Origin of the sequence: Flavobacterium galactosidilyticum (assembly GCF_020911945.1) — a bacterium.
In the GTDB taxonomy this organism is placed as follows: Bacteria; Bacteroidota; Bacteroidia; order Flavobacteriales; family Flavobacteriaceae; genus Flavobacterium; species Flavobacterium galactosidilyticum.
This window is the reverse complement of record NZ_CP087135.1, coordinates 1,177,890-1,204,296: the sequence shown is the minus strand read 5'-3', so window position 1 is coordinate 1,204,296 and position 26,407 is coordinate 1,177,890. Positions and strand designations below refer to the sequence as shown.

Annotated in this window: 11 protein-coding genes; 2 read left to right on the top strand and 9 right to left on the bottom strand. The window is 35.2% G+C overall.

Annotated features, from left to right (window positions below; translation table 11 throughout):
- Positions 1-38: 38 nt before the first annotated feature.
- The 5 genes from accB to pdxA all read right to left on the bottom strand — a co-directional run bounded on the left by accB (position 39) and on the right by pdxA (position 3,593).
- Positions 39-518 carry an acetyl-CoA carboxylase biotin carboxyl carrier protein gene (gene accB / locus LNP27_RS05205; protein WP_229943500.1) on the bottom strand — a complete coding sequence of 160 codons (480 nt, stop codon included), beginning with the start codon at positions 516-518 and terminating at the stop codon, positions 39-41.
- Positions 519-544: 26 nt separating this feature from the next.
- Positions 545-1,540 (bottom strand): beta-ketoacyl-ACP synthase III, encoded by a 996-nt coding sequence (locus LNP27_RS05200; protein ID WP_229943499.1) that lies wholly within the window; start codon positions 1,538-1,540, stop codon positions 545-547.
- 174 nt (positions 1,541-1,714) lie between these two features.
- A complete protein-coding gene (gene rpmF / locus LNP27_RS05195; protein ID WP_007137315.1) occupies positions 1,715-1,909 on the bottom strand; it encodes a 50S ribosomal protein L32 in 195 nt (64 codons plus the stop codon).
- 9 nt (positions 1,910-1,918) lie between these two features.
- On the bottom strand, positions 1,919-2,458 hold the full coding sequence (locus LNP27_RS05190; RefSeq protein ID WP_229943498.1) for a YceD family protein: 540 nt from the start codon (positions 2,456-2,458) through the stop codon (positions 1,919-1,921).
- Between the two features lie 85 nt (positions 2,459-2,543).
- Positions 2,544-3,593 carry a 4-hydroxythreonine-4-phosphate dehydrogenase PdxA gene (pdxA, locus tag LNP27_RS05185; RefSeq protein WP_229943497.1) on the bottom strand — a complete coding sequence of 350 codons (1,050 nt, stop codon included), beginning with the start codon at positions 3,591-3,593 and terminating at the stop codon, positions 2,544-2,546.
- Positions 3,594-3,651: 58 nt separating this feature from the next.
- Here pdxA and LNP27_RS05180 point away from each other — a divergent pair, with 58 nt between their 5' ends.
- On the top strand, positions 3,652-4,239 hold the full coding sequence (locus LNP27_RS05180) for a riboflavin synthase (protein WP_229943496.1): 588 nt from the start codon (positions 3,652-3,654) through the stop codon (positions 4,237-4,239).
- Between the two features lie 33 nt (positions 4,240-4,272).
- Here LNP27_RS05180 and LNP27_RS05175 read toward each other — a convergent pair whose 3' ends face one another.
- Positions 4,273-4,500, bottom strand: coding sequence for a hypothetical protein (locus LNP27_RS05175; RefSeq protein ID WP_229943495.1), 228 nt, complete (start codon positions 4,498-4,500; stop codon positions 4,273-4,275).
- 394 nt (positions 4,501-4,894) lie between these two features.
- Here LNP27_RS05175 and LNP27_RS05170 point away from each other — a divergent pair, with 394 nt between their 5' ends.
- Entirely contained in the window at positions 4,895-6,121 is a 1,227-nt protein-coding gene (locus LNP27_RS05170) for a site-specific integrase (RefSeq protein WP_072943815.1), read from the top strand.
- 135 nt (positions 6,122-6,256) lie between these two features.
- Here LNP27_RS05170 and LNP27_RS05165 read toward each other — a convergent pair whose 3' ends face one another.
- The 3 genes from LNP27_RS05165 to LNP27_RS05155 form a co-directional block, all read right to left on the bottom strand.
- Complete coding sequence (locus LNP27_RS05165) at positions 6,257-7,840, bottom strand: OmpA family protein (protein WP_229943494.1); 1,584 nt, start codon at positions 7,838-7,840, stop codon at positions 6,257-6,259.
- Positions 7,841-7,854: 14 nt separating this feature from the next.
- Positions 7,855-8,760: a PorP/SprF family type IX secretion system membrane protein gene (locus tag LNP27_RS05160; RefSeq protein WP_229943492.1), complete on the bottom strand. Its 906-nt coding sequence runs from the start codon at positions 8,758-8,760 to the stop codon at positions 7,855-7,857.
- Between the two features lie 63 nt (positions 8,761-8,823).
- Positions 8,824-26,286, bottom strand: a complete 17,463-nt coding sequence (locus LNP27_RS05155; protein ID WP_229943491.1) for a PKD domain-containing protein — start codon at positions 26,284-26,286, stop codon at positions 8,824-8,826.
- Between the last annotated feature and the right edge of the window lie 121 nt (positions 26,287-26,407).

Sequence of the window (26,407 nt, the reverse complement as noted above, 5' to 3'; positions counted from 1 at the left end):
CTCGGAATTTGGAACTTAAAACATCGGAATTTAAATTATTATGATGGATCTACTAAGAATAAAGGTTGGTCAAATTCTACTGGTGACATATCGTCAACAAGTATTTTTACAATTTTACCAGAAATTTCAGATTCGATTTCGTTAAATAATTTCATTGCTTCGATTACACAAAGAACATCACCTTGATTTATAGTTTTTCCTACCTCAACAAACATTGGTTTATCAGGAGCTGGTTTTCTATAAAAAGTTCCAATAATTGGAGATTTTATAGTGATGTAATGAGCGTTTTCGTCTACTGGAGCGGCTGCAACTGGAGCAACTGGAGCTGCTACTTGCGGTACTACTGCTTGCTGAATTGCAGCTTGAGCAGGCATTTGCTGAACATAAGTAGTTTCAGTAGTATTTCCTTCTAAAGTTGTTCTGATAGTGATTTTTACATCATCCATTTCTAATTTAACTTCTGCTACACCCGAATTAGCAACAAACTTGATTAGATTTTGAATTTCTTTTAAATCCATAATTATTTATTTTTAGATTAAATTTATTATTTATCGTATGCCCATTTTAGATAAATAGATCCCCAAGTGAATCCACCTCCAAAAGCAGCCAAAATTATTGTATCTCCTTTTTTGAATAAATGTTCAAAGTCACTAAGAACTAGTGGCAAAGTGGCTGATGTTGTGTTACCATATTTCTCGATATTCATCAACACTTTTGAGTCTTCAAGGTTCATTCTACTAGCCGTAGCATCAATAATACGCTTATTTGCTTGATGAGGAACTAACCAATCGACATTTTCATTAGTCAAATTATTTCTTTTCAGAATAAGTTCACTTGAATCTGCCATGTTTGTAACAGCATATTTAAAGACTGTTTTTCCATCTTGAATAATGTTGTGTCTATTTTCCGTTACAGTCTCTATAGTGGTAGGATTAAGCGATCCACCTGCATCGATTTTTAAAAAATCTCTACCTATACCGTCGCTACGAAGATATTCATCTTGCAATCCTAAACCTTCATAGTTAGGTTCGAACAGAACAGCACCTGCACCATCACCAAAAATGATACAAGTTGATCTATCCGTATAATCTACGATAGATGACATTTTATCAGCACCTATCAAAAGCACTTTTTTATACCTTCCAGATTGTATGTAGGCAGCAGCAGTTGACATTCCAAATAAGAAACTAGAACATGCAGCTTGCAAATCATAAGCAAAAGCATTTGTAGCCCCAATTTGAGTTGCAACATAAACTCCAGTAGAAGCAACTGGCATATCTGAGGTTGCAGTTGCCATGATAAGTAGATCTATTTCTAGAGGGTCAATATTGGCCTTCGCTAACAAATCCTGTGCTGCTTTGATTGCTAAAAAAGACGTTCCTTTATCCTCATCTTTGAGAATTCGCCTTTCTTTTATTCCTGTGCGAGAGGTAATCCACTCATCATTAGTATCAACCATCGCTTCAAGAGCTTTGTTAGTCAACACAAAGTCAGGGACATAAGCTCCAACAGCGGTGATTGCGGCTGTGATTGTATTCATAAGATGCAATTTATTTACTTTCAAATTTGACCATTCGAAATTTTTTGAAAAGACGTGAAAAATACAAAAAAAATTCCGTTTTATTTTGAGTCGGAACTTCTTATTTAAAGAAAATCATAAACAACAAAAAAACTCTCACGAAGTGAGAGTTAGAGTATTATTTACAAAAATGCATTATGCAACCGCTACAGATTTATCTATAACAACTTGCCCTCTGTAATACATTTTACCTTCATGCCAGTAAGCTCTGTGGTATAAATGTGCCTCTCCAGTGATTGGACAAGTAGCGATTTGAGCTACAGTAGCTTTGTAATGTGTTCTTCTTTTATCTCTTCTTGTTTTGGAGATTTTTCTCTTAGGATGCGCCATTTTACTATATTATTTATCCGTTAATAGTTGCTTTAATTTGTCCCAACGTGGGTCTATATCTTCTTCTTTATTCTCTTTTTTTACTTCCTTTACTTTAAGCTCATTAAGCTTAGTTAACGCTTCCGTTTTTAAACTTCCATCTTTTATGCCTGGATGAACGCGTCTTAGAGGGACTGACAATACAATCATTTCATAAATGTACTGCGCAAGATCAATTTCAAACTCCCCGTGCGGCAAAATCAATAACTCTTCATTGTCATTATTAAACTCTTCTCCAAAACGAACGATTAACTTCATCTTGCCTTTAATTGACAAATCAAAATCTTCGCTTGTTAAGTCGCAAGGTACATTTACAACACCCTTATGCTTGAAACTCAATTCTAACAGCGTACTTTTTTTCTCTAAAACTACATTTACTTTGATATCTGAATTTTGATATTCATTATAATCAAAGATTTCAAAGAACGCATTACTAATTTGATACTCAAAATGATGTTTCCCTAGCTTTAATCCTACAAAAGGAATTAAATATTCTTTTGTGTTCTTCATTTCAACAACAATTTACCCCTAAACTTCGGGAGTGCAAAGATATAAAATTATTGCAAATCTAATAATCTTATTCACTTTTTTTTGTTCACAACTGCTTTTCTTTTGTTTTCAATGGTTTTTCACTGATTTCAGCATATTGATTTCTCGAATGATAAATATCTATTGCTAAATATACTGCTTCTTTAAAAGAATTAAAATCAGCCTCACCCTTTCCTGCAATGTCATAGGCGGTACCATGATCAGGAGATGTTCTAATTTTATTTAATCCCGCTGTATAATTTACTCCTTTCCCAAAAGACAGAGTTTTAAACGGAATCAATCCTTGGTCATGGTATGTCGCAATAACCGCATCATATTTCTCGTACTGATTACTACCAAAAAACCCATCCGCTGCAAAAGGACCAAAAACCAAGGTACCTTTTTCAAATAATTTTTTCAAAACAGGTTTTATAATTAAATCATCTTCGCTCCCAATAACTCCTCCATCTCCGCAATGAGGGTTTAGACCCAACACTGCAATTTTAGGCTTATTAATACTAAAATCTTGAATCAAAGTTTGCTTTATCGTTTCAATTTTCCTTTTTATTAGCTCTTCCGTAAGATGTTTTGCCACTTCACTTAAAGGAATATGATCCGTTAACAAACCCACTCTCAAATTATCCTGAACCATTAACATCAGTGCATTTCCTTCTAATTCCTGATCTAAATAATCAGTATGCCCAGGAAACTTAAACTCCTCCGATTGAATATTATATTTGCTTATTGGCGCAGTAACTAGAACATCAACCAATCCTTCTTTTAAAGCTTTGGTTGCCGCAACAAATGATTTTATTGCATATTCTCCTACTTTAGGATCGCTTTCACCAAGTTTAAGATCTACACTTTCTTTCCAAAGATTTAAAATATTTATTTTTCCAAGAACAATCTGATCTAATCGATCAATTCCATGCAAAATTGAAGTTGACTGAAAACTCTTTTTCACAAAAGACATCAACTTAACGTTCGCAAAGATTACCGGAGTACACAACTCTAACATACGAGCATCCTCAAATGTTTTTAAAACAACCTCGCTTCCAATACCGTTTAAATCTCCAATAGAAATTCCTACGATTATATTTTCTGCTTTTTTCATCATGACTTACCGTTATTTATTGCTAATTTTGAAGTGCAAATTTAGTAAAATAAAACAAGAAATGTTTACAGGAATCATAGAAAGCCTTGGCACTATCCAAGAAATAAAAAAAGAAAATACCAATTTACACATAACAATGAACTCCTCTTTTACTGGTGAACTTAAAATAGATCAAAGTGTCGCTCATAACGGAGTATGCCTTACGGTTGTAGCGATAAAAGACAACTCTTACACTGTAACCGCAATTGATGAAACAATAAAAAAGACAAATTTAGGATCTTGGAAAGTTGGAGACAGCATCAACCTTGAAAGAGCGATGAAACTTGGTGACCGACTTGATGGCCATATTGTTCAAGGACACGTGGATCAAACAGGCACTTGCATTGCTGCACAAGAGACTAATGGAAGTTGGCTTTACACCTTTGAATATGATACTACACTAAACAACATCACAATCGAAAAGGGTTCTATTACAGTAAACGGAGTTAGCTTAACGGTTGTAAACTCTAAAAACAATCAATTTAGTGTTGCAATTATTCCGTATACTCATGAGCACACCAACTTTAAAACTTTCAAGGTAGGAACAAAAATTAACTTAGAATTTGATGTGATTGGAAAATATGTTTCTCGATTGTATTCTAACAAATAGAGAACAATTATTTTAAAAAACAAAAACTCCAATTTAAGTTGGAGTTTTTGTTTTTAACTTATTATTATAAATGATATAAATTCCTAAAAATAAGGCAACTATAAGCAGCATATAAATATTTTCATCTATTGGCAATCCTGGAGGCGGAGGCGGCTTCTTATATTTAGATGGAGTAGGCGGATCGTCCGTTTTACAAAACATATCCAATACTCCATATAAAAACATGAGTACTGTCAATATAATTTTTTTTGTTATTTTCATTAATTTGCCAAAATAATAAACATTGTCAATAAGGAAATTTTTAATTTAAAAATTAATTGGCTACAAATTAAGTATTTAGTTTTAATAAAAAAAAGCAATATTGTTAAAATTATGAATATTATAAAATTCTATTTTGACACAAAACCAAAAAAGCCCTTCAATTGCTTGAAAGGCTTTTTAAGTATTAACTGTGGTCCCACCTGGGCTCGAACCAGGGACCACCTGATTATGAGATAGACAAATAGTCTTTGCATTAAACTGCATTTAACTTCAAAGTTACTGTTTTTCAATGTTTTATGATTTTTAAAAATATTTTTGTTTCATCATGTTTCATCAAATGCCAGCATTTGTTGTACATATGTTGTACTCATTATTAAATTTTAAAAATATTAAAATGAAAGCTAGTGTAAAATTAATCTTAAAAAAGACAAAATTAAGCAATGGAACTTGCCCTGTTAATTTACGTGTAACTATTAATAGGAAATCGAAATTCTACAAAACGCCTTATAATTCTGCTCCTAAATTCTGGAACGAAAGTGCGAGTGAATTTACTTCAAAATCTCCAAACTTTTTACAAGCCAATCGAATTTTATACAAATTCAAACAAGATGCTTCAAAAATATTGGACTTAATGATTGAGCAAGAACAAGAATTTAATTTAGAAATATTTGATTCTTTATTTAGACCACAAGAGATTGAAAAATTAAATTTTTTGCCTTATTTTGAATTGAAGAGAAATCAATTTAATGAAGCGGGTAAAGTAAGTTCAGCATGTTCGTACCGTGATACAATCTCCGCTCTAAAAAAGTTCACACCAGATATTCAAAACTATTCTTTTACAAAAATAAATTACACCTTCTTAGTGGCCTTTGAAGCCTATTTGCGAGCTCACGGTAGTCATGATGGTGGAATTGGTGTATATATGAGAAATATTAGATCGGTTTATAATTCTGCTATCAAGGCAAAAATTGTTGCAAGCGACAACTATCCTTTCAAAGATTATATCATCTCAAAATTAAAATCTAGTAAAGTAAAAAAAGCTCTCAGTAAAGCGGACTTACAATTGTTACTAGATTATGACTTTTCGACTAATAAGGAAGCGGTCAAAGCATTATATACTTATTTATTCAGTTTCTACTGCCGTGGTATGAATTTTACTGATTTAGCTGAATTAAGATGGGATGATGTAGATTTAAGTAGCTTTTCATACATTAGAAATAAAACCTTGGTAAAGTTAAATGTGAAAATTCCAGAAAATAAATACATGGATGAAATTTTACACTACTTTGAAAAATATCGACCGTTTGACACTGATTACATTTTTCCGATTTTAGAAAAAGAACAAAACCTATATACTAAGATTCAGTTGAGAGATCGAAAGAAAAGTGTTCTTAATTATTACGGAAAGTTACTTAACAAAATTTCAGTGGAATGCGGTATTAAAACAAAAGTTACATTTTATACCGCTAGGCATACCTTCGCAACATTATCACTCAAAAAAGGCTTAAGTACCGTAATGATCAAGCAAGGATTAGGACATCAATCAATTAAAACAACTGAAACGTACTTGGAAGATTTTAGTACGGAAGAATTGGATCTAGCATTTGAAGATATAATGTAAATAGCCAAAAATGTAAAAAGTTATTCTGAAAAATATTTGAGCTAATTACAAAGCTCAAAAATATTTTTCGGAAATAACTTTTACATCTTTATATTTCAATAGCCCACTTATTAATAAGTTGACTCTTAAGTTATTTTATTTAATTACTTCTGGATTGGTAATAATAAATTCAGTTCTTCTATTTAATTGATGATCTGCTTCAGAACAAATAACATCGTTTGAACATTTATTTACTAATTCTGTTTCACCATAACCTTGTGCATTAATTCTATTTGCATCAATTCCTTGACTTACAATCCAATTTTTAGATGATTGTGCTCTTCTGTTAGATAGAGACCAGTTGTAAGAATCGCTCGCTCTACTATCTGTATGTGAGCCTAAATTAATTTTAAGCAGTGGATATTTTTCCATGATTCTAACCACTCGTTCCAGTTCAAGTTGTGCGTCAGGGCGAATAAATGACTTATCAAGATCAAAGTATATTGGATTAATTTTGATCATTAAATTACCTCTAATGTAAACAAATTCGCTAGAGCCTAAATCCAAATTAATAGCAAGTTCTAAATCTGCTTTATTTGTAGTAGTAAATATTTTTTCGTCCATATCATAATACTCTTTTACAGCTGTCACTTTGTATGAAGAATCACAATTTACTTTAAAATTAAAAACGGCAAATTTATCAGCAATTGTACTTTCAACTTTGTTGCCTTTAGCATCGTATAATGTTACTAACGCTCCAGGCAATAGTGCTCCTGTTTCTTTTTCACGAACAATGCCTTGAACAAATTGCTTACATTCGACAGCAAATGGATTAATTAATTCTTCAAAATAGTAGATGTCATCATCTCCTTTTCCTCCATCTCTGTTAGATGAAAAGTGACCTGTTTTTTTTCCATTTTGAAAAACCAAAGAGAAATCATCTTTAGAACTGTTTAATGGAAATCCTAAGTTTATTGCTTTACCAATTCCTAGTTTATCTTCAATTTTTACAGCATAAATATCTAAACCACCATTTCCATCCTGCAAACCGTCTGAAGAGTAATACAGTACATTGTTATTATCGATATAAGGAAACATTTCGCTTCTTGTAGTATTGACTTTTGGTCCGAGATTGTATGGATCGCTATAAGTTGCATCATTGTTTATATCTACTGCCCAAATATCAGTTAGACCTAAAGAACCAGGTCTGTTCGATGTAAAATATAATTTTGTGTCATTAGCATTTAGCGAAGGATGACCAGTATCAAACTGATCACTATTAAAAGGTAGTTTTACTATATTTTTCCAGTTACCTGCACTATCAATATCTGCTTTGTATAGTTGTATGAGAATCCATCCATTATCATCGGTATAGTACTTTTTACTATTGTAGTTGTCTCTAGAAAAATAAACCGTTTTTAAATCTTTTGTAAATGTTACATTAGATTCATGCATTTTAGTATTTAATTCTTTAGAGAATGGTTCTGATTCTACAAATTCACCAGTGCTTGTTACCGTTGCTTTATACAAGTCTAAAAATGGTTGACTATTTAAATACCATTTTTTATTTCTTGAGCCTTTTATCTTTTTTGAAGAAGCGTAGATAGCAGTATTTTCACCATAATAAGTTACACCAAAATCAGAATATTTAGTGTTGGCTTCTATATTTTTGATAGAATAATTTTGAGAATAAGCAATAACTCCCAATAATAATACTATAATGACAGTAATTTTTTTCATGTTTTATTTTTTATTTAGAAGAATCGAGGGCTTTTTATTTTTTTCTTATTCAAGTCAAATAAAATCATAATCTCATGAGATCCTGAATTAAATACCCCAAAATTGGTAGTAGTGTAATCATAAGCATATCCAATTCTTAAATCTTGACTTACCTGAAAGCCAACCATACCACTAATTGAATCATCTAATCTATGGGAAAGTCCTAATTCTACTTTTTCTTGAATTAATAAGTTTAACGACAAATCAACAGAAAGAGGTGTTCCTGGTGCTGCCTTTAACATGGTAGAAGGTTTTAATTTTAAGTTTTCATCTAGGTCAAATACATATCCTGAAGTAAGGAAATAATGTGTTTTTTCTGAAGCTGAAGATGAGATTCCGTTTTTTGTATCTAAATATCTTGATTCAATAAAATTGGGTACCGATAATCCCGCATAAAAGCGATCATTATAATACATTACACCAACACCAAAGTTAGGAGCGACTAAGCTAACAGGTACGTTTAATGGATCTTGATCTACTGTTGTAAATTCTCTTACATTTAAAAATGTTGCTCCTGCTTTAATACCAAAAGCAAACTTATCTTCTCCAGAAAAATTCAAAGTATATGAAAAATCAGCGTATAGATTGTCTTCTTTTACTGGTCCAATTTCATCATGAATTACCGAAAATCCTAATCCAACATTTTTTCCTACAGGACCATTTATAGACAATGTTGCTGTTTGTGGTGCACCATCTACTCCTACCCATTGTGTTCTTCCTAACAAACCAATACTTGTAACTCCTCTTGAACCAGCATAGGCGGGATTTAGAATATTCATACTATACATGTATTGTGTGTATTGAGGATCTTGTTGCGCAAAAACAGTACTAATGGATGATATTAAAACAAATATTCCAATTAGTAATTTAAATTTTTTCATAAAAGCGAGTTTAAATTTTAAAAAGGAGAGGGGGTATTCATCTCTCTCCTTAAATTATTTGTTTTATTTTTTTAAATAGATCCAACCCGTTTGCGGTTTTCTTTCATCATTATTAAAGTAAATAGTATAGAAATAAGTTCCAGTAGGAAGCATTTCTTTTGAGAAATTCCATCTACCTGTTGAATGACCATCCCACCATAGTGGCGTTTTGAATTTGTCTCCGTTATGTTTGTAGTTGTAAACAATGTTTCCATACCTATTTACAATTTCCATACTAAAGTTAGGATACAATACTTGTAAGTGCTCTACTTCAAAAACATCATTTATGCCATCTCCATTAGGAGTGAAACCTTCTGGCATAACTAATGAAACTTCAGGCTCTATTGTTATAGCATCTTGATCATCTTCCTGTAATTTGTTGTTTCCAGGAGTTGAATCAACATCAAGTTCATTAGCTGCTATAACTTCGGCAACGTTTGTAAACTCACCTACCGGTAATACATAAGCTTTTACTTTTAATGTTTGTATTGCATTAACATCAATACTTCCTACTTTCCAAATTCCAGTTGTAGCATCATAAACACCAGTTGTAGTTGTAGCGCTTACGAAATTGAAACCAGTTGGAAGTAAGTCTTTCACTTCAACACCTGTTCCTATACTAGGTCCTTTGTTTGACAATGTAATCGTAAACTCAACATTAGTTTCTGCAACAGGTTTTATTTCATCTACCTCTTTTGTTAATTCTAAATCTATAACTGCTATAGGTGTTGTAGCAATACAGCTTTGATTATTTGCTGGATTTGTATCTGTTTGATGCAATGCTTTTATGCTTGCACAATTTAAGTAGTCGCCAGATTCATTTACAATTACATCAACAATTAAAATCTCTGTTTCGCCATTTAGTATTTTGCTTACTTTCCAGTCGCCAGTTACATAATCATAAATTCCTTTAGTAGAACTATAATTTACAAACGTATAGCCCGAAGGAAGTAAATCGGACACGACAACATTTGTTGCATCTATATTTCCATTGTTTGTTAATAGAATCTCGAATGATATTTGAGAATTCACTTTTGGATTTGTGTTGTTCTTCAAAATGGTTTTAACAACTGCAAGGTCTACTGATTGATTTGGCGGAGCAGATGCACAAGCATAATCATCTTCTGTAACATTACCATTACCCGGAGTAGAATCGATATCTGGTTCGTTTGCTTTGGTAATTTCTGCACAGTTCATGTAATTTCCATTGTCTAGAACTTTTACATCAACTAATAAAACTGCTGTGTTTCCTGCTTCTACAAATCCTACTTTCCAAAGACCTGTTGAAGGACTGTAAGTACCTATAGTTGAGCTATAGTTGATAAATTTATATCCAGACGGTATTAAATCTACTACCTCAACTCCTGTTGCTTTTGTAGGCCCGTCGTTCATCACTCTTACTTCAAAAGTAATTATATCGCCTACAGCAGGATTAGTAACATTACCAACAACTTCTTTTGTTAAACTCAAGTCTATAAATGCTGTTGGTGTAATTGCAACACTGCCAATGTTATTCGCTGCATTAGAATCTGCCTGATCTGCTTTTACCGCAGTAGTTGTGTTTGTTATTGTTGTATCATAAGTTCCTGTATTAACTTTTGCATCAATAGTAAGAGTCGCAACCGCACCATTTATAAGATTACCTATTGTCCATAATCCTGAACCATTGTTATAATTTCCTGCTGAAACTATATCACTTACATAAGTAACTCCTACAGGTAATTTATCCACTAAACTTACATTGGTTGCATTACTAGCACCGTTGTTAGTGACTGTTATCGTATAACGAATAGTTTCTCCTTCATTTGGTCTCGCATTGTTTACCTTTTTTACAACTGCTAAATCTAAACTTGTAACTGTTATTGTTTCAGTAGGATCATCAAGAGTTATATTGGTATCAAATTGATCTTGTGTATTAGATACTGTATTTGTTAATACACTTCCTCCTTGATTTAAATCTACAATAGCTTTAATTTCAATAGATCCTTCTTCACCTGGCTGTAATGTACCTACTGTCCAATTTGGAGTTGTCCACACTCCTTTTCCTGGAGTTGCTGAAACAAAGGTTAAGCCAGCTGGAAGGTCATCTTTCACCACTAAGTTTGTTACTAATGTTGTTCCTTTATTGGTTACTGTAACGGTATAAGTTACTGTTTCTCCAATGTTAGGAGTTCTATTGTTAACTACTTTAGTCAATACAACATCTGCACCGTTTTGAACTATGATGGTTTCTGTTAAATCGTCGCCAACAGTTGTTGGATCTGATTGATCTCCTTTAGCAGCAGTCGTTGTATTTACAATTGTTTTACCTGCCGATCCAGAATTGATTATTACATTAATATCTAAAACTTTAGTTGCTCCATTTGCAAGATCTCCTATTGTCCAGATACCAGAACCATAATTATAATCTGCTCCTTGATTATTTCTAACATAAGTAACTCCAATTGGAAGAATGTCTGTTAAACGAACTCCCGTTGCATCACTTGGACCGTTATTAGTAACTCTAATGCTGTAAGTAATCGTTTCACCTTCACTAGGATTTGATTTACTTACCTTTTTTTCAGTTACTAAATCTGAACTTGTCACAATAATTGGCTCTGTTAGATCATCTCCTACAGTTGTTGGATCAGATTCATTTCCTGCCGCTGGAGTAACTGTATTTACAATAGGTGTTTGACTAACCGTTCCTGCTGCAGTAACTCTTGCCCTAATTACTAAAGTTGCAGAAGATCCAATATTTATATTTCCAATAGCCCATTGTCCACCAGAAAACGTATTTACCGTTCCTCCAGTTGCAATATGAGAAACATAAGTTGTTCCTACAGGCAAATTATCCATTAAATTTACTCCAGTCGCTATGCTTGGACCATTATTTACAACTGTTATGGTATACTGTACAATATCTCCTTGATTTGGATTTGATTTATCAACTGTTTTTGTTGTAACTAAATCAGCTACGTTAACCGGAGTAACTACTACAACACTCTGATCATTTTCTTGTGGATTATTATTTCCAGGTGTCGAGTTGGGATCAAATTGGTCAGAACCCGTTACTTCTGCAACATTGTTATAATTTCCTGTAGCTAATACTTTTGCATTTATAGTTAAGCTAGCAGAGTTACCGCTGGCTAAATTTCCAACATCCCAACCGCCAGAATTACTATCATATGTTCCTACTGAAGTCGTTGCACTCACAAATGAATAACCAGAAGGAAGCCTATCAGTAACTACAATATTGGTTGCATCACTAGGGCCATTATTTGTAACAACTATATTAAATATAGCATTTTCACCAATATTTGGAGAGGCATTTACTACGGTCTTAACTAAACTTAAATCAGCAATTGCTCTTGGTGTACTAGAAACACTACTAGTATTGTCAGTAGGATTTCCATCAGTTTCAGTACTTATTGCTGTAGCTGTATTAAGGTAAATACCTGTTGGATTTACAGTTGCAGAAATGTCTATAGTTGCTTTTGCTCCATTTGCTAAACTTCCTATTGTCCATTGGCCTGTTCCAGCACTATAAGTTCCAATTGATGCCGTTGCAGTAGAAAATGTATAACCGCTTGGTAAATTATCAGTAACTACAACATTTGTTGCATCACTAGGGCCATTATTTATAACTTCAAGAGTAAATACAACTGTAGATCCTACGTCGGGAGTGACATTATTAATTCTTTTCACTACTGCAAGATTTACTAAAGCAGACGGTGTAGTTGTTACTGTTGAAAAATCATCACCAGTTCCATCGTTTGGTGTAGAATCAGGATCTGGTTGATCACTTGCAGTAACTTCTGCAGTATTTGTATAATTACCATTCTTTAAAACTTTGGCAGTGATTGGAATATTCTCTGTAGTATTTGCTTTAATTGGTCTTGAAACTGTCCACAATCCAGTTGTTCTATTATACATGCCAGCAGTAGGGCTTGCACTAACAAACTCGTAACCAGAAGGCAGCAAGTCTTTTATAACAACACCTGTAGCGTCACTAGGTCCATCATTTTTCACTGCAATAGTAAACGTAACAGTATCACCTACTTTTGGAGTACCTACTAAATCAACTGTTTTAACAACAGATAAATCAGCACTTTGTATAGGAGTTACAATAACTTCGCTTTGATCATTTTCTGTCGCGTCATTATTTCCAGGAGTAGAATTTGCATCTACTTCATTGGTTCCTGTAACTTCAGCAATGTTGTTGTAATTACCAGTAGGTAAAACTTTAGCTGTAATGTTTAAAGTTGCTTTTGCTTTGTTTGCCAAGTTTCCTATTGTCCAAGAACCTAATATAGGATCATAACTTCCAACGGATTGGATAGAAGGATTCACAAATGAATATCCAGAAGGTAATTTATCTGTAACCACAACTCCAGTTGCATCGCTTGGTCCAGCATTTGTAACTTCAATAGTAAATACGACATTCTCGTCAACATTAGGCGTTTTATTATCAACTTTTTTAGTTAAACTTAAATCTACTAATGGTCCTCGGGATATGGTTACTTGATCTTGATCATCTTCAGCCAAAATATTATTATTTGGTGTAGAATTCGCATCGGTTTCATTGGCTTTAGTTATTTCAGCAACATTGGTATAAATTCCATCTGCTTTTACTGTGGCTGTAACATTTAAAACTACAGAAGCACCTGCTGCAATAGTTGGAATACTCCAAATATTATTAACATAGCTTCCTGATGCATCATCGCTTACAAAATCATATCCACTAGGTAATTTATCGATAACTTCTACACCCGTAGCAGTACTTGGCCCAGCATTTTTAATGATTACAGTAAATACAACATTTGATCCCGCTTGAGGAGCAATGTTATCTACAGATTTAGTTAATGACAAATCAATTAACGCTGTTGGAACAGTAGATATAGTTGAAAAATCATCTCCTATTCCATCATTTGGTATAGAATCTGGATCTGTCTGACCACTTGCAATTACCTGAGCAGTATTTCTATATTCATTAGCTGTTCCTGTTATAGGATTAACTTTGGCTATAATATCTAAATATTCTGTTTTTCCATTAAAAACACTTCCTGAAAGTGTCCAATCTCCAGAAGTGGAATTATAAAGTCCAGAAGTTGAAGTATAGCTCACAAAAGCATAACCTGACGACAATAAATCATTTACTACAACTCCAGTAGCATCACTTGGTCCTGCATTGTTTAATGCAATTCTAAATTTCACATTATCTCCAACCCTTGGAGTAGCAAGATCTACTGTCTTAACAACTGATAAGTCAGCCAGCTGAACAGGAGTAATAACTACTTGAGCTTGATCGTTTTCTGTTGGACTGTTATTTCCAGGCGTTGAGTTAGGGTCAAATTCATTAGAACTTACTACTTGAGCAGTATTTCTATAATCGCCCGTAGCGTTTACTCTGGCAACTACAGTTAATACTGCCGATGCTCCATTATTTATTGTTCCAATGTTCCAAGAACCATTATCTTTAAAATATACTCCAACACTAGTATGGCTGACATAAGTATATCCTGAAGGTAAATAATCAACTACATTTACCCCTGTCGCTGCACTTGGTCCAGCATTAGTAACTGTTACTGTAAAAGTAACATCACTACCAACATTGTGTGGAGCTGCACTTACTGTTTTTGTTAAACTTAAATCAGTAATTGCTCTTGGTGTACTAGAAACACTACTTGTATTATCATCAGGATTTCCATCAGTTTCAGTACTTGTTGCTGTAGCTGTATTAAGGTAAATACCTGTTGGATTTACAGTTGCAGAAATATCTATAGTTGCTTTTGCTCCATTTGCTAAACTTCCTATTGTCCATTGGCCTGTTCCAGCACTATAAGTTCCAATTGATGCCGTTGCAGTAGAAAATGTATAACCGCTTGGTAAATTATCAGTAACTACAACATTTGTTGCATCACTTGGTCCATTATTTACAACTTCAAGAGTAAATACAACTGTAGATCCTACGTCTGGAGTGACATTATTAATTCTTTTCACTACTGCAAGATTTACTAAAGCAGACGGTGTAGTTGTTACAGTACTTTGATCATCCTCACTTCCAATAGTATTATTTGGTGTAGAATCTGGATCTGGTTGATCACTTGCAATTACTTCAGCAGTATTTACATAGCTACCATTCTTTAAAACTTTAGCTGTTATCAGAATAGTCTCTGTAGTATTGGCTGTAATTGGTCTTGAAACTGTCCACAATCCAGTTGTGGTATTATACATGCCAGCAGTAGGGCTTGCACTAACAAACTCGTAACCAGAAGGCAGCATGTCTTTTATAACAACACCAGTAGCGTTGCTAGGCCCGTCATTTTTAACTGCAATAGTAAACGTAACAGTATCGCCTACTTTTGGCGTAGTTATATTTACCGTTTTAACAACAGATAAATCAGCACTTTGTACAGGAGTTATAACAACTTCGCTTTGATCGTTTTCAGTAGCATCATTATTACCAGGAGTAGAGTTACTATCTACTTCATTTACTCCTGTCACTTCAGCAATGTTGTTGTAATTACCAGTAGGCAATACTTTTGCTGTAATGTCTAAAGTGGCAGTTCCAGCATTAGCTAAATTTCCTACGGTCCAAGAACCTGATATATTATTATAAGTTCCAACAGATGGCGCAGAGCTAACAAATGAATATCCAGAAGGTAATTTATCTGTAACTACAACTCCATTTGCTTCACTTGGACCAGCGTTAGAAATCGTAATTCTAAAAGTTACGTTTTCTCCAACAATAGGTGTATTATTATTAACAGATTTAGTCAAACTTAAATCTACTAATGGACCTCGGGATATGGTTACTTGATCCTGATCATCTTCAGTCAAAATATTATTGCCTGGTGTTGAATTTACATCAGTTTCATTAGCCTGCATAACTTCAGCAACATTTATATAATCTCCTAAAGCATTAACTCTAGCAGTAACAGTTAAAACTGCCGAAGCTCCATTTGCAATAGTTGCAATAGTCCATAAACCAGTTGCATTAGTGTATGTTCCACTTGAAGGTGTTGCACCGACAATAGTGTAACCGCTAGGCAATACATCTCTAACTTGTACTCCAGTAGCAGTACTTGGACCTGCATTTGAAACTCTTACAGTGAATACTACATTTGATCCTACTAAAGGACTAATGTTATCAACTGATTTAGTCAATGACAAATCAATTAACGCTGTTGGAACAGTAGATATAGTTGAAAAATCATCTCCTATTCCATCATTTGGTATAGAATCTGGATCTGTCTGACCACTTGCAATTACCTGAGCAGTATTTCTATATTCATTAGCTGTTCCTGTTATAGGATTAACTTTGGCTATAATATCTAAATATTCTGTTTTTCCATTAAAAACACTTCCTGAAAGTGTCCAATTTCCATTAGTCGCATCATAAAGTCCAGAAGTTGAAGTATAGCTCACAAAAGCATAACCTGACGGCAATAAATCATTTACTACAACTCCAGTAGCATCACTTGGTCCTACATTGTTTAATGCAATTCTAAATTTCACATTATCACCTACTCTTGGTGTAGCAACATCTACCGTTTTAATAACCGATAAGTCAGCCATCTGAACAGGAGTAATAACAACTTGCGCCTGATCATCTTCTGTTGGACTGTTATTTCCAGGCGTTGAGTTAGGGTCAAATTCATTAGAACTTACTACTTGAGCAGTATTTCTATAATCGCCCGTAGCGTTTACTCTGGCAACTACAGTTAATACTGCCGATGCTCCATTATTTATTGTTCCAATGTTCCAAGAACCATTATCTTTAAAATATACTCCAACACTAGTATGGCTGACATAAGTATATCCTGAAGGTAAATAATCAACTACATTTACCCCTGTCGCTGCACTTGGTCCAGCATTAGTAACTGTTACTGTAAAAGTAACATCACTACCAACATTGTGTGGAGCTGCACTTACTGTTTTTGTTAAACTTAAATCAGTAATTGCTCTTGGTGTACTAGAAACACTACTTGTATTATCATCAGGATTTCCATCAGTTTCAGTACTTGTTGCTGTAGCTGTATTAAGGTAAATACCTGTTGGATTTACAGTTGCAGAAATATCTATAGTTGCTTTTGCTCCATTTGCTAAACTTCCTATTGTCCATTGGCCTGTTCCAGCACTATAAGTTCCAATTGATGCCGTTGCAGTAGAAAATGTATAACCGCTTGGTAAATTATCAGTAACTACAACATTTGTTGCATCACTTGGTCCATTATTTACAACTTCAAGAGTAAATACAACTGTAGATCCTACGTCTGGAGTGACATTATTAATTCTTTTCACTACTGCAAGATTTACTAAAGCAGACGGTGTAGTTGTTACAGTACTTTGATCATCCTCACTTCCAATAGTATTATTTGGTGTAGAATCTGGATCTGGTTGATCACTTGCAATTACTTCAGCAGTATTTACATAGCTACCATTCTTTAAAACTTTAGCTGTTATCAGAATAGTCTCTGTAGTATTGGCTGTAATTGGTCTTGAAACTGTCCACAATCCAGTTGTGGTATTATACATGCCAGCAGTAGGGCTTGCACTAACAAACTCGTAACCAGAAGGCAGCATGTCTTTTATAACAACACCAGTAGCGTTGCTAGGCCCGTCATTTTTAACTGCAATAGTAAACGTAACAGTATCGCCTACTTTTGGCGTAGTTATATTTACCGTTTTAACAACAGATAAATCAGCACTTTGTACAGGAGTTATAACAACTTCGCTTTGATCGTTTTCAGTAGCATCATTATTACCAGGAGTAGAGTTACTATCTACTTCATTTACTCCTGTCACTTCAGCAATGTTGTTGTAATTACCAGTAGGCAATACTTTTGCTGTAATGTCTAAAGTGGCAGTTCCAGCATTAGCTAAATTTCCTACGGTCCAAGAACCTGATATATTATTATAAGTTCCAACAGATGGCGCAGAGCTAACAAATGAATATCCAGAAGGTAATTTATCTGTAACTACAACTCCATTTGCTTCACTTGGACCAGCGTTAGAAATCGTAATTCTAAAAGTTACGTTTTCTCCAACAATAGGTGTATTATTATTAACAGATTTAGTCAAACTTAAATCTACTAATGGACCTCGGGATATGGTTACTTGATCCTGATCATCTTCAGTCAAAATATTATTCCCTGGTGTAGAATTTACATCGGTTTGATCAGCTGCTACAATTTCAGCAACATTGGTGTAATTTCCAGTTGCATTAACTGTAGCTGTAACAGTTAAAACTGCCGAAGCTCCATTTGCAATAGTTGCAATAGTCCATAAACCAGTTGCATTAGTGTATGTTCCACTTGAAGGTGTTGCACCGACAATAGTGTAACCGCTAGGCAATACATCTCTAACTTGTACTCCAGTAGCAGTACTTGGACCTGCATTTGAAACTCTTACAGTAAATACTACATTTGATCCTGCTGAAGGACTAATGTTATCAACTGATTTAGTCAATGACAAATCAATTAAAGCGGTTGGAACAGTAGTTACAGTTGAAAAATCATCTCCTAGTCCATCATTTGGTATAGAATCTGGATCTGTCTGACCACTTGCAATTACCTGAGCATTATTTCTATATTCATTAGCTGTTCCTGTTATAGGATTAACTTTGGCTACAATATCTAAATATTCTGTTTTTCCATTAATAACACTTCCTGAAAGTGTCCAATTTCCAGAAGTGGAATTATATAGACCAGAAGTTGAAGTATAGCTCACAAAAGTATAACCTGACGGCAATAAATCATTTACTACAACTCCAGTAGCATCACTTGGTCCTACATTGTTTAATGCAATTCTAAATTTCACATTATCACCTACTCTTGGTGTAGCAACATCTACCGTTTTAATAACCGATAAGTCAGCCATCTGAACAGGAGTAATAACAACTTGCGCCTGATCATCTTCTGTTGGACTGTTATTTCCAGGCGTTGAGTTAGGGTCAAATTCATTAGAACTTACTACTTGAGCAGTATTTCTATAATCGCCCGTAGCGTTTACTCTGGCAACTACAGTTAATACTGCCGATGCTCCATTATTTATTGTTCCAATGTTCCAAGAACCATTATCTTTAAAATATACTCCAACACTAGTATGGCTGACATAAGTATATCCTGAAGGTAAATAATCAACTACATTTACCCCTGTCGCTGCACTTGGTCCAGCATTAGTAACTGTTACTGTAAAAGTAACATCACTACCAACATTGTGTGGAGCTGCACTTACTGTTTTTGTTAAACTTAAATCAGTAATTGCTCTTGGTGTACTAGAAACACTACTTGTATTATCATCAGGATTTCCATCAGTTTCAGTACTTGTTGCTGTAGCTGTATTAAGGTAAATACCTGTTGGATTTACAGTTGCAGAAATATCTATAGTTGCTTTTGCTCCATTTGCTAAACTTCCTATTGTCCATTGGCCTGTTCCAGCACTATAAGTTCCAATTGATGCCGTTGCAGTAGAAAATGTATAACCGCTTGGTAAATTATCAGTAACTACAACATTTGTTGCATCACTTGGTCCATTATTTACAACTTCAAGAGTAAATACAACTGTAGATCCTACGTCTGGAGTGACATTATTAATTCTTTTCACTACTGCAAGATTTACTAAAGCAGACGGTGTAGTTGTTACAGTACTTTGATCATCCTCACTTCCAATAGTATTATTTGGTGTAGAATCTGGATCTGGTTGATCACTTGCAATTACTTCAGCAGTATTTACATAGCTACCATTCTTTAAAACTTTAGCTGTTATCAGAATAGTCTCTGTAGTATTGGCTGTAATTGGTCTTGAAACTGTCCACAATCCAGTTGTGGTATTATACATGCCAGCAGTAGGGCTTGCACTAACAAACTCGTAACCAGAAGGCAGCATGTCTTTTATAACAACACCAGTAGCGTTGCTAGGCCCGTCATTTTTAACTGCAATAGTAAACGTAACAGTATCGCCTACTTTTGGCGTAGTTATATTTACCGTTTTAACAACAGATAAATCAGCACTTTGTACAGGAGTTATAACAACTTCGCTTTGATCGTTTTCAGTAGCATCATTATTACCAGGAGTAGAGTTACTATCTACTTCATTTACTCCTGTCACTTCAGCAATGTTGTTGTAATTACCAGTAGGCAATACTTTTGCTGTAATGTCTAAAGTGGCAGTTCCAGCATTAGCTAAATTTCCTACGGTCCAAGAACCTGATATATTATTATAAGTTCCAACAGATGGCGCAGAGCTAACAAATGAATATCCAGAAGGTAATTTATCTGTAACTACAACTCCATTTGCTTCACTTGGACCAGCGTTAGAAATCGTAATTCTAAAAGTTACGTTTTCTCCAACAATAGGTGTATTATTATTAACAGATTTAGTCAAACTTAAATCTACTAATGGACCTCGGGATATGGTTACTTGATCCTGATCATCTTCAGTCAAAATATTATTCCCTGGTGTAGAATTTACATCGGTTTGATCAGCTGCTACAATTTCAGCAACATTGGTGTAATTTCCAGTTGCATTAACTGTAGCTGTAACAGTTAAAACTGCCGAAGCTCCATTTGCAATAGTTGCAATAGTCCATAAACCAGTTGCATTAGTGTATGTTCCACTTGAAGGTGTTGCACCGACAATAGTGTAACCGCTAGGCAATACATCTCTAACTTGTACTCCAGTAGCAGTACTTGGACCTGCATTTGAAACTCTTACAGTAAATACTACATTTGATCCTGCTGAAGGACTAATGTTATCAACTGATTTAGTCAATGACAAATCAATTAAAGCGGTTGGAACAGTAGTTACAGTTGAAAAATCATCTCCTAGTCCATCATTTGGTATAGAATCTGGATCTGTCTGACCACTTGCAATTACCTGAGCATTATTTCTATATTCATTAGCTGTTCCTGTTATAGGATTAACTTTGGCTACAATATCTAAATATTCTGTTTTTCCATTAATAACACTTCCTGAAAGTGTCCAATTTCCAGAAGTGGAATTATATAGACCAGAAGTTGAAGTATAGCTCACAAAAGTATAACCTGACGGCAATAAATCATTTACTACAACTCCAGTAGCATCACTTGGTCCTGCATTGTTTAATGCAATTCTAAATTTCACATTATCACCTACTCGTGGAGTAGCAAGATCTACTGTTTTAACAACTGATAAGTCAGCTCTCTGAATTGGTGTAATAACTACTTGTGCCTGATCATCTTCTGCTGCATTATTATTTCCTGGCGTTGAATCAGGGTCAAATTCATTAGAACTTACTACTTGAGCAGTATTTCTATAATCACCCGTAGGATTTATTCTAGCAATAACTATTAAAACTCTTGAAGCACTACTATTTAGAGTTCCTATATTCCACGAACCTGTAACATTAGAATAAGTTGTTCCTGTACTAGTATGAGTTAAATAAGTATACCCTGAAGGTAAATAATCAACTACATTTACCCCTGTCGCTACACTTGGTCCAGCATTTGTAATTGTTATTGTAAAAGTAACATTACTACCTACATTTGGAGTTCCAGTTACCGTTTTTGTTAAACTTAAATCTGCAATTGCTCTTGGTATACTAGAAACAACACTATTATCGTTAGCAGGGTTTACATCAATTTCAGTACTCTTTACTGTTGCTGTATTAACATAATTTCCAGTTGCGTTTACGGTAGCAGAAATAGTTAAAGTTGCTTTTGCTCCGTTTGCTAAATTGCCTATTGTCCAAGCACCAGAAGTGGCGTTGTAAGTCCCAATAGATGGCGTTGCACTAGAAAATGTATAACCGGTTGGTAACTGATCAGTGGCAACTACACCAGTAGCAGTACTTGGTCCATTGTTTACAACTTCAATAGTGAATTGAACTGTAGATCCCACATTTGGTATGGTATTATTTATTTGTTTCGTTATCGCTAAATCAATTCGAGGCGAAGGTATCAACGTTACCGTACTTTGATCATCTTCTGTTGAAACATTATTATTTGGTGTAGAATTTGGATCAATTTGATCACTTGCTGTTATTTGAGCTGTATTTCTATATTCATTTGCCGCAGCAGTCGTTGCATTCACTTTAACTTGATAGGTTAAATTTAACGTAGCACCGTTTGCAATTGATAAACCAGACCAAATAATACTATTATTTCCTGTATTAACAATCCCTGCATTAGAAACGCTACCTGGAACTAAAGTAAAGCCTGAAGGCAGTATATCATTTACCGCAACTCCAGTAGCATTTCGAGCTCCATTATTTTTTACCACTACCGTAAAAGTTACTGTAGATCCCACAGCAGGAGTAGTAGTATTTGCTGATTTAAGCAAACTCAAATCAGTTTGTCCTGTCAGTACAATTACTACGTCATCCGATTTTTCTGCGCAAATACCGTTTGCTACAGTATATCTAAGGACGTAAGTTCCTGGAATGGTTCCTGCTATTTGAGTTGTAGGACTATTTACATTTAAGATCAAAGGAGTATTGGGTCCTGATACTATAGACCAAACACCCACATTTGGTGAAGGGTTCAGGGCAGCCATTGTTACTGTATTGTACTCCCCAAGAAATTGATCAGGCCCCGCATTTACGTTGGCAACAGCAGGACTGATTGTCACTTTTACATTGTCTTCTAATTTACATCCGCCACCAGTATTAGAACTTGTCCATTTAAATTCATAAACACCACTTACTAAACCAGTCACCGTAGCTTGTGGGCTAAATTTATCCGAGAATACTCCTGTACTAGGTCCTGAAACCTGAGTCCACGTACCTATACCTGGATTAATATTGTTTGCATTCATGGTTACACTCGTAGCCCCACACAAAGTTTGATCTGGTCCTGCATTCGCTGGAGTTGGCGGTACTGCTGAAAAATTAATATTTACAGTGTCCGTGCTTGAAACACATACGTAAGGTAATGGACCATTAGTTACTGTCCACGTAAAGGTGTAGGTTCCTATTGGTAATAAATATGGATTCGCAATCGTTAATTTAGATTTTGGATCATTCGGACTATCAATAATGATACCTCCATTTGAAGGATCTGTGGTCAAAGTCCATTTACCAATTCCTCTTAAAGGCACCGTTGCATCTAGTTTTGTTGCTAGTTGACAAGAAGTTTGATCTGGTCCAGCATTCGCTGCAGTTGGCGGATCGTAAACATAAATTCGTACAACATCATTTAAGGTTGCACAAAATCCATTGCTAGTAGTCCATTGATATACGTACAAGCCTTCTACCAAACCTGAAAGGACAGCATTTGGATTAGTTGCACTAGATATTGCAGGTGTATTTGGCCCGCTAACTCTTACCCAGGTTCCCGGAGTTCCTGTTGCTGCCATAGTTACTGAAGTACCGCCTGAGGTACAAATACTTTGATCTGGACCAGCGTATGGTGTAGCTGGAACTGCACTATTAAAAACAGCTATATCAGCCGAGCCAGCAGGACAACCAGCAAAAGAATTAGTAGTGTACGTGAAAACATAATTAAAACCAGGGGTAATAGTTGCCGAGGCACTATTTGGACCAATAGCCGAAATAATTGGTACTGGTCCTCCGGTAGAAGAAGACAAAGTCCATACTCCAGAAGATCCCGTATTTGCTTGTAGTAATACTGAAGTTGCAGCACATAAATTTTGTGGCGTTATAACACTAACTGGTGCAGAAACATTTAAAACCATATCATCCCTGCTTTCTGCACAGATACCACCTGATGAAGTTGTCCATCTTAAAGTGTAGGTACCGGTCACTAAACCGGTCACCGTAGATGCATTGCCATTAGCTGTTGTTATAGTAGGATTATTTGGTCCAGAAATTACAGACCACGTTCCAACGCCTTGTGTAACTGGAAGAGCTGCAAGTGTTGCAGTGGTGCCTCCACATATTGTTTGATCTCCACCAGCATTTGCGGTAGTTGGAGGTAATTGAATCCTAAATGTAAGATTATCCGTAGCTGTGGTGCAAGAACCTTTTGCTACTTTCCATTGAAATTCATAATTCCCTTCTGCTAAATTTGAAAATACAGCAGTAGGACTATTAATATTATCAACAGACCAACCTCCACTTCCAGAAATTTGAATCCAGGTTCCTAGCAATCCTGCAGTAGGTGCGTTTGCTGCCATAGCGATAGTAGAACCACATATAAAATTTTGATCTGGTCCAGCAGCTGAAGTTGGTTCAGCAGCAATGGTAATTTTCACCCTGTCTTTGCTTGGATTTCCACATGGTAAATTTGAAGTAGTCCATTCGAACTCATAGATTCCATTCACTAAACCAGTAACAGTAGTGTTTGGAAGAGCCGGATTTGTGATAACAGGTGTATTAGGTCCTGATACAAAACTCCACGTCCCCGTTCCTACAGTTGGAGCAGCTGCGCCTAAAGTTGCCGAATTAGTAGCTGGAGAAAAACAAGCATCTGGACCTGCATTTGCACTAGAAGGGGCTTCATCAGCCAAAGTGGTAACGGTAACATTTGATGTAGATGGACCACAAGTAGATACGTTAGTAGGATTTGGACTTGTAACTGTCCAACTAAAAACATAAGTACTAGATGGTAACAAACCCATTACACTAGTTGTTGTTTTAGTAGGATCAGAAAATGTAGGAGTTCCTGGTCCGGAAACATATTGCCATAATCCTGTTGTTCCTCCTACTAACTCATTTCCCGTTAATAATAAAGAATTACCTGCACAACTCGTTACAAGATTAGGTGTAATCGTAGAGGTAGGCGGAGCAGAAACCGTAATAGTAACATCACTAAATTTATCAATACCTGAAAGACCACCAGTGATAGTCCATCTATAGGTATAAATACCAGGCATTAAATTTGAAATTACTGGATTTGTAGAAAACACATTAGAAAACGTAGTCGTAGTTGGACCATTTAACTGTGACCATCTACCTATATGACCTTTGGTCGCATCTGGTACATTTCCAGAAAGAGTTCCAGAAGTGACTCCGCATGCTAATGCAAGACTTGTACCCCCATTAGCTCCAGGTGGACTAAGAGAAACAATAATATTAACATCATCAAAAGCTTCACTACATGATGTCTTAATGTCACCATTAGTATAATGCCTAACTCTAAAGGTATATGTTCCTGCCTTTAAAAGATTTGAAAAATTTAAGTTGTTGCCGCTTATACTAAAAACTGGTGAAGTACCAGCAGGTGAAGATATCAATTGAGGTGCATTTGCATTTCCCCCAGTAGTAGTGATCGATACTGTACCAGCAGTTATGTTTTCTGCAAGGCTTAATACATTTACTCCACCGTTTAAAGAAATAGTAGCCGATCCTAAATAATAACGAATATTTACATCTGCAAAATTCGAACATGATGGATTGGCTGCTCCTCCTTTAATAGTATATCTAAAAGTATAATTGCTAGTTCCATCTAGACCGGTCACTTGTGTTGTTGGACTATTTGGATTTACTATTGTAACTGTTGGACCCGCTATTTGAGTCCATTCTACCGTTTCTCCTGCACGTAGGGGAACATTTCCTTGTAGCAAAGTTTGTGTTACACCACTACAAAAATTTTGATTAGGATTAGTAGCTACAGCAGTAGTTATTCCTTGCGTTGCGGCAGGAACATTAATAGTAACTGTATCTGAACCCTGAGCACAAGGCCCCATTACCGTCCATCTAAAGACATAACTTCCTTCCACTAAATTTGATATACCGGTAGTAGGATTATTAACACTACTAATAACTGGAACTGAAGGGCCAGACACAAAACCCCATGTTCCTATTTGCGTTCCAGTTCCATTTCCAGCTACTGATGCATTCAAATTTGCACCTTGCTTAGCATCATAACAGGCAGATAAATTTTGATCTGGACCAGCATTTGCGATTACTACGCCACCATAATTAGTAACAGTCATATCTGCTTGAGAACTACATCTGGTACTGGCGGGACCCGGACCTGTAATGGTCCATCTTAATGTGGACGTCCCTATAGAGCCTGTAGGAAAAGTAATTGCAGAGGTAGGTGAGGAAGGGGTGGATATAACTACCCCTGATGCATTACTACCAACAATAGTCCACAAACCTGTTTCGCCACTATTCAAAGGTGCATTTCCGGATAAATTATACGTTCCTGGGCAACCCATTATATTAGCTCCTGTTCTAGCTGTAGTTATTTTATTAACAGTAATAACTACATCTTGAAAACTAACTCCAGCAGTACAAACTGATGAAAGCCTAAAGGTATAGACATTTCCGCCTACCGCACCTAAAACATTCGTGTTAAGAATATTGGGATTCTCAATAACTACAGATGGGCCAGAAACTTGAGTCCATTTACTGCTTACAATATTTCCTCCTACCACTCCATTTAGAGTAAAAGGAGTGTTCTCACAAATAGTTCTACTTAAACCAGCATTAGTTGTACAGTTTTGAGCATATACATTAGTGTTTAACAAAATAGTAGCAAAAAATAACGCTAAAAAATAAGAGAGTTTGTTATAAAGACTTATTTTTTTTTGTGTGAACGAGTAATTTTTCTCCATAAATTTTCTTTCTAAGTTTTAAATTTTTGTAGTCTGGGGATTTCTTTAAAATAACTATAAATCTGGACTGTAATTTGCGGGTAAAAGTACTCTAAAAAATAAAAAATAAAAAACAAACGTT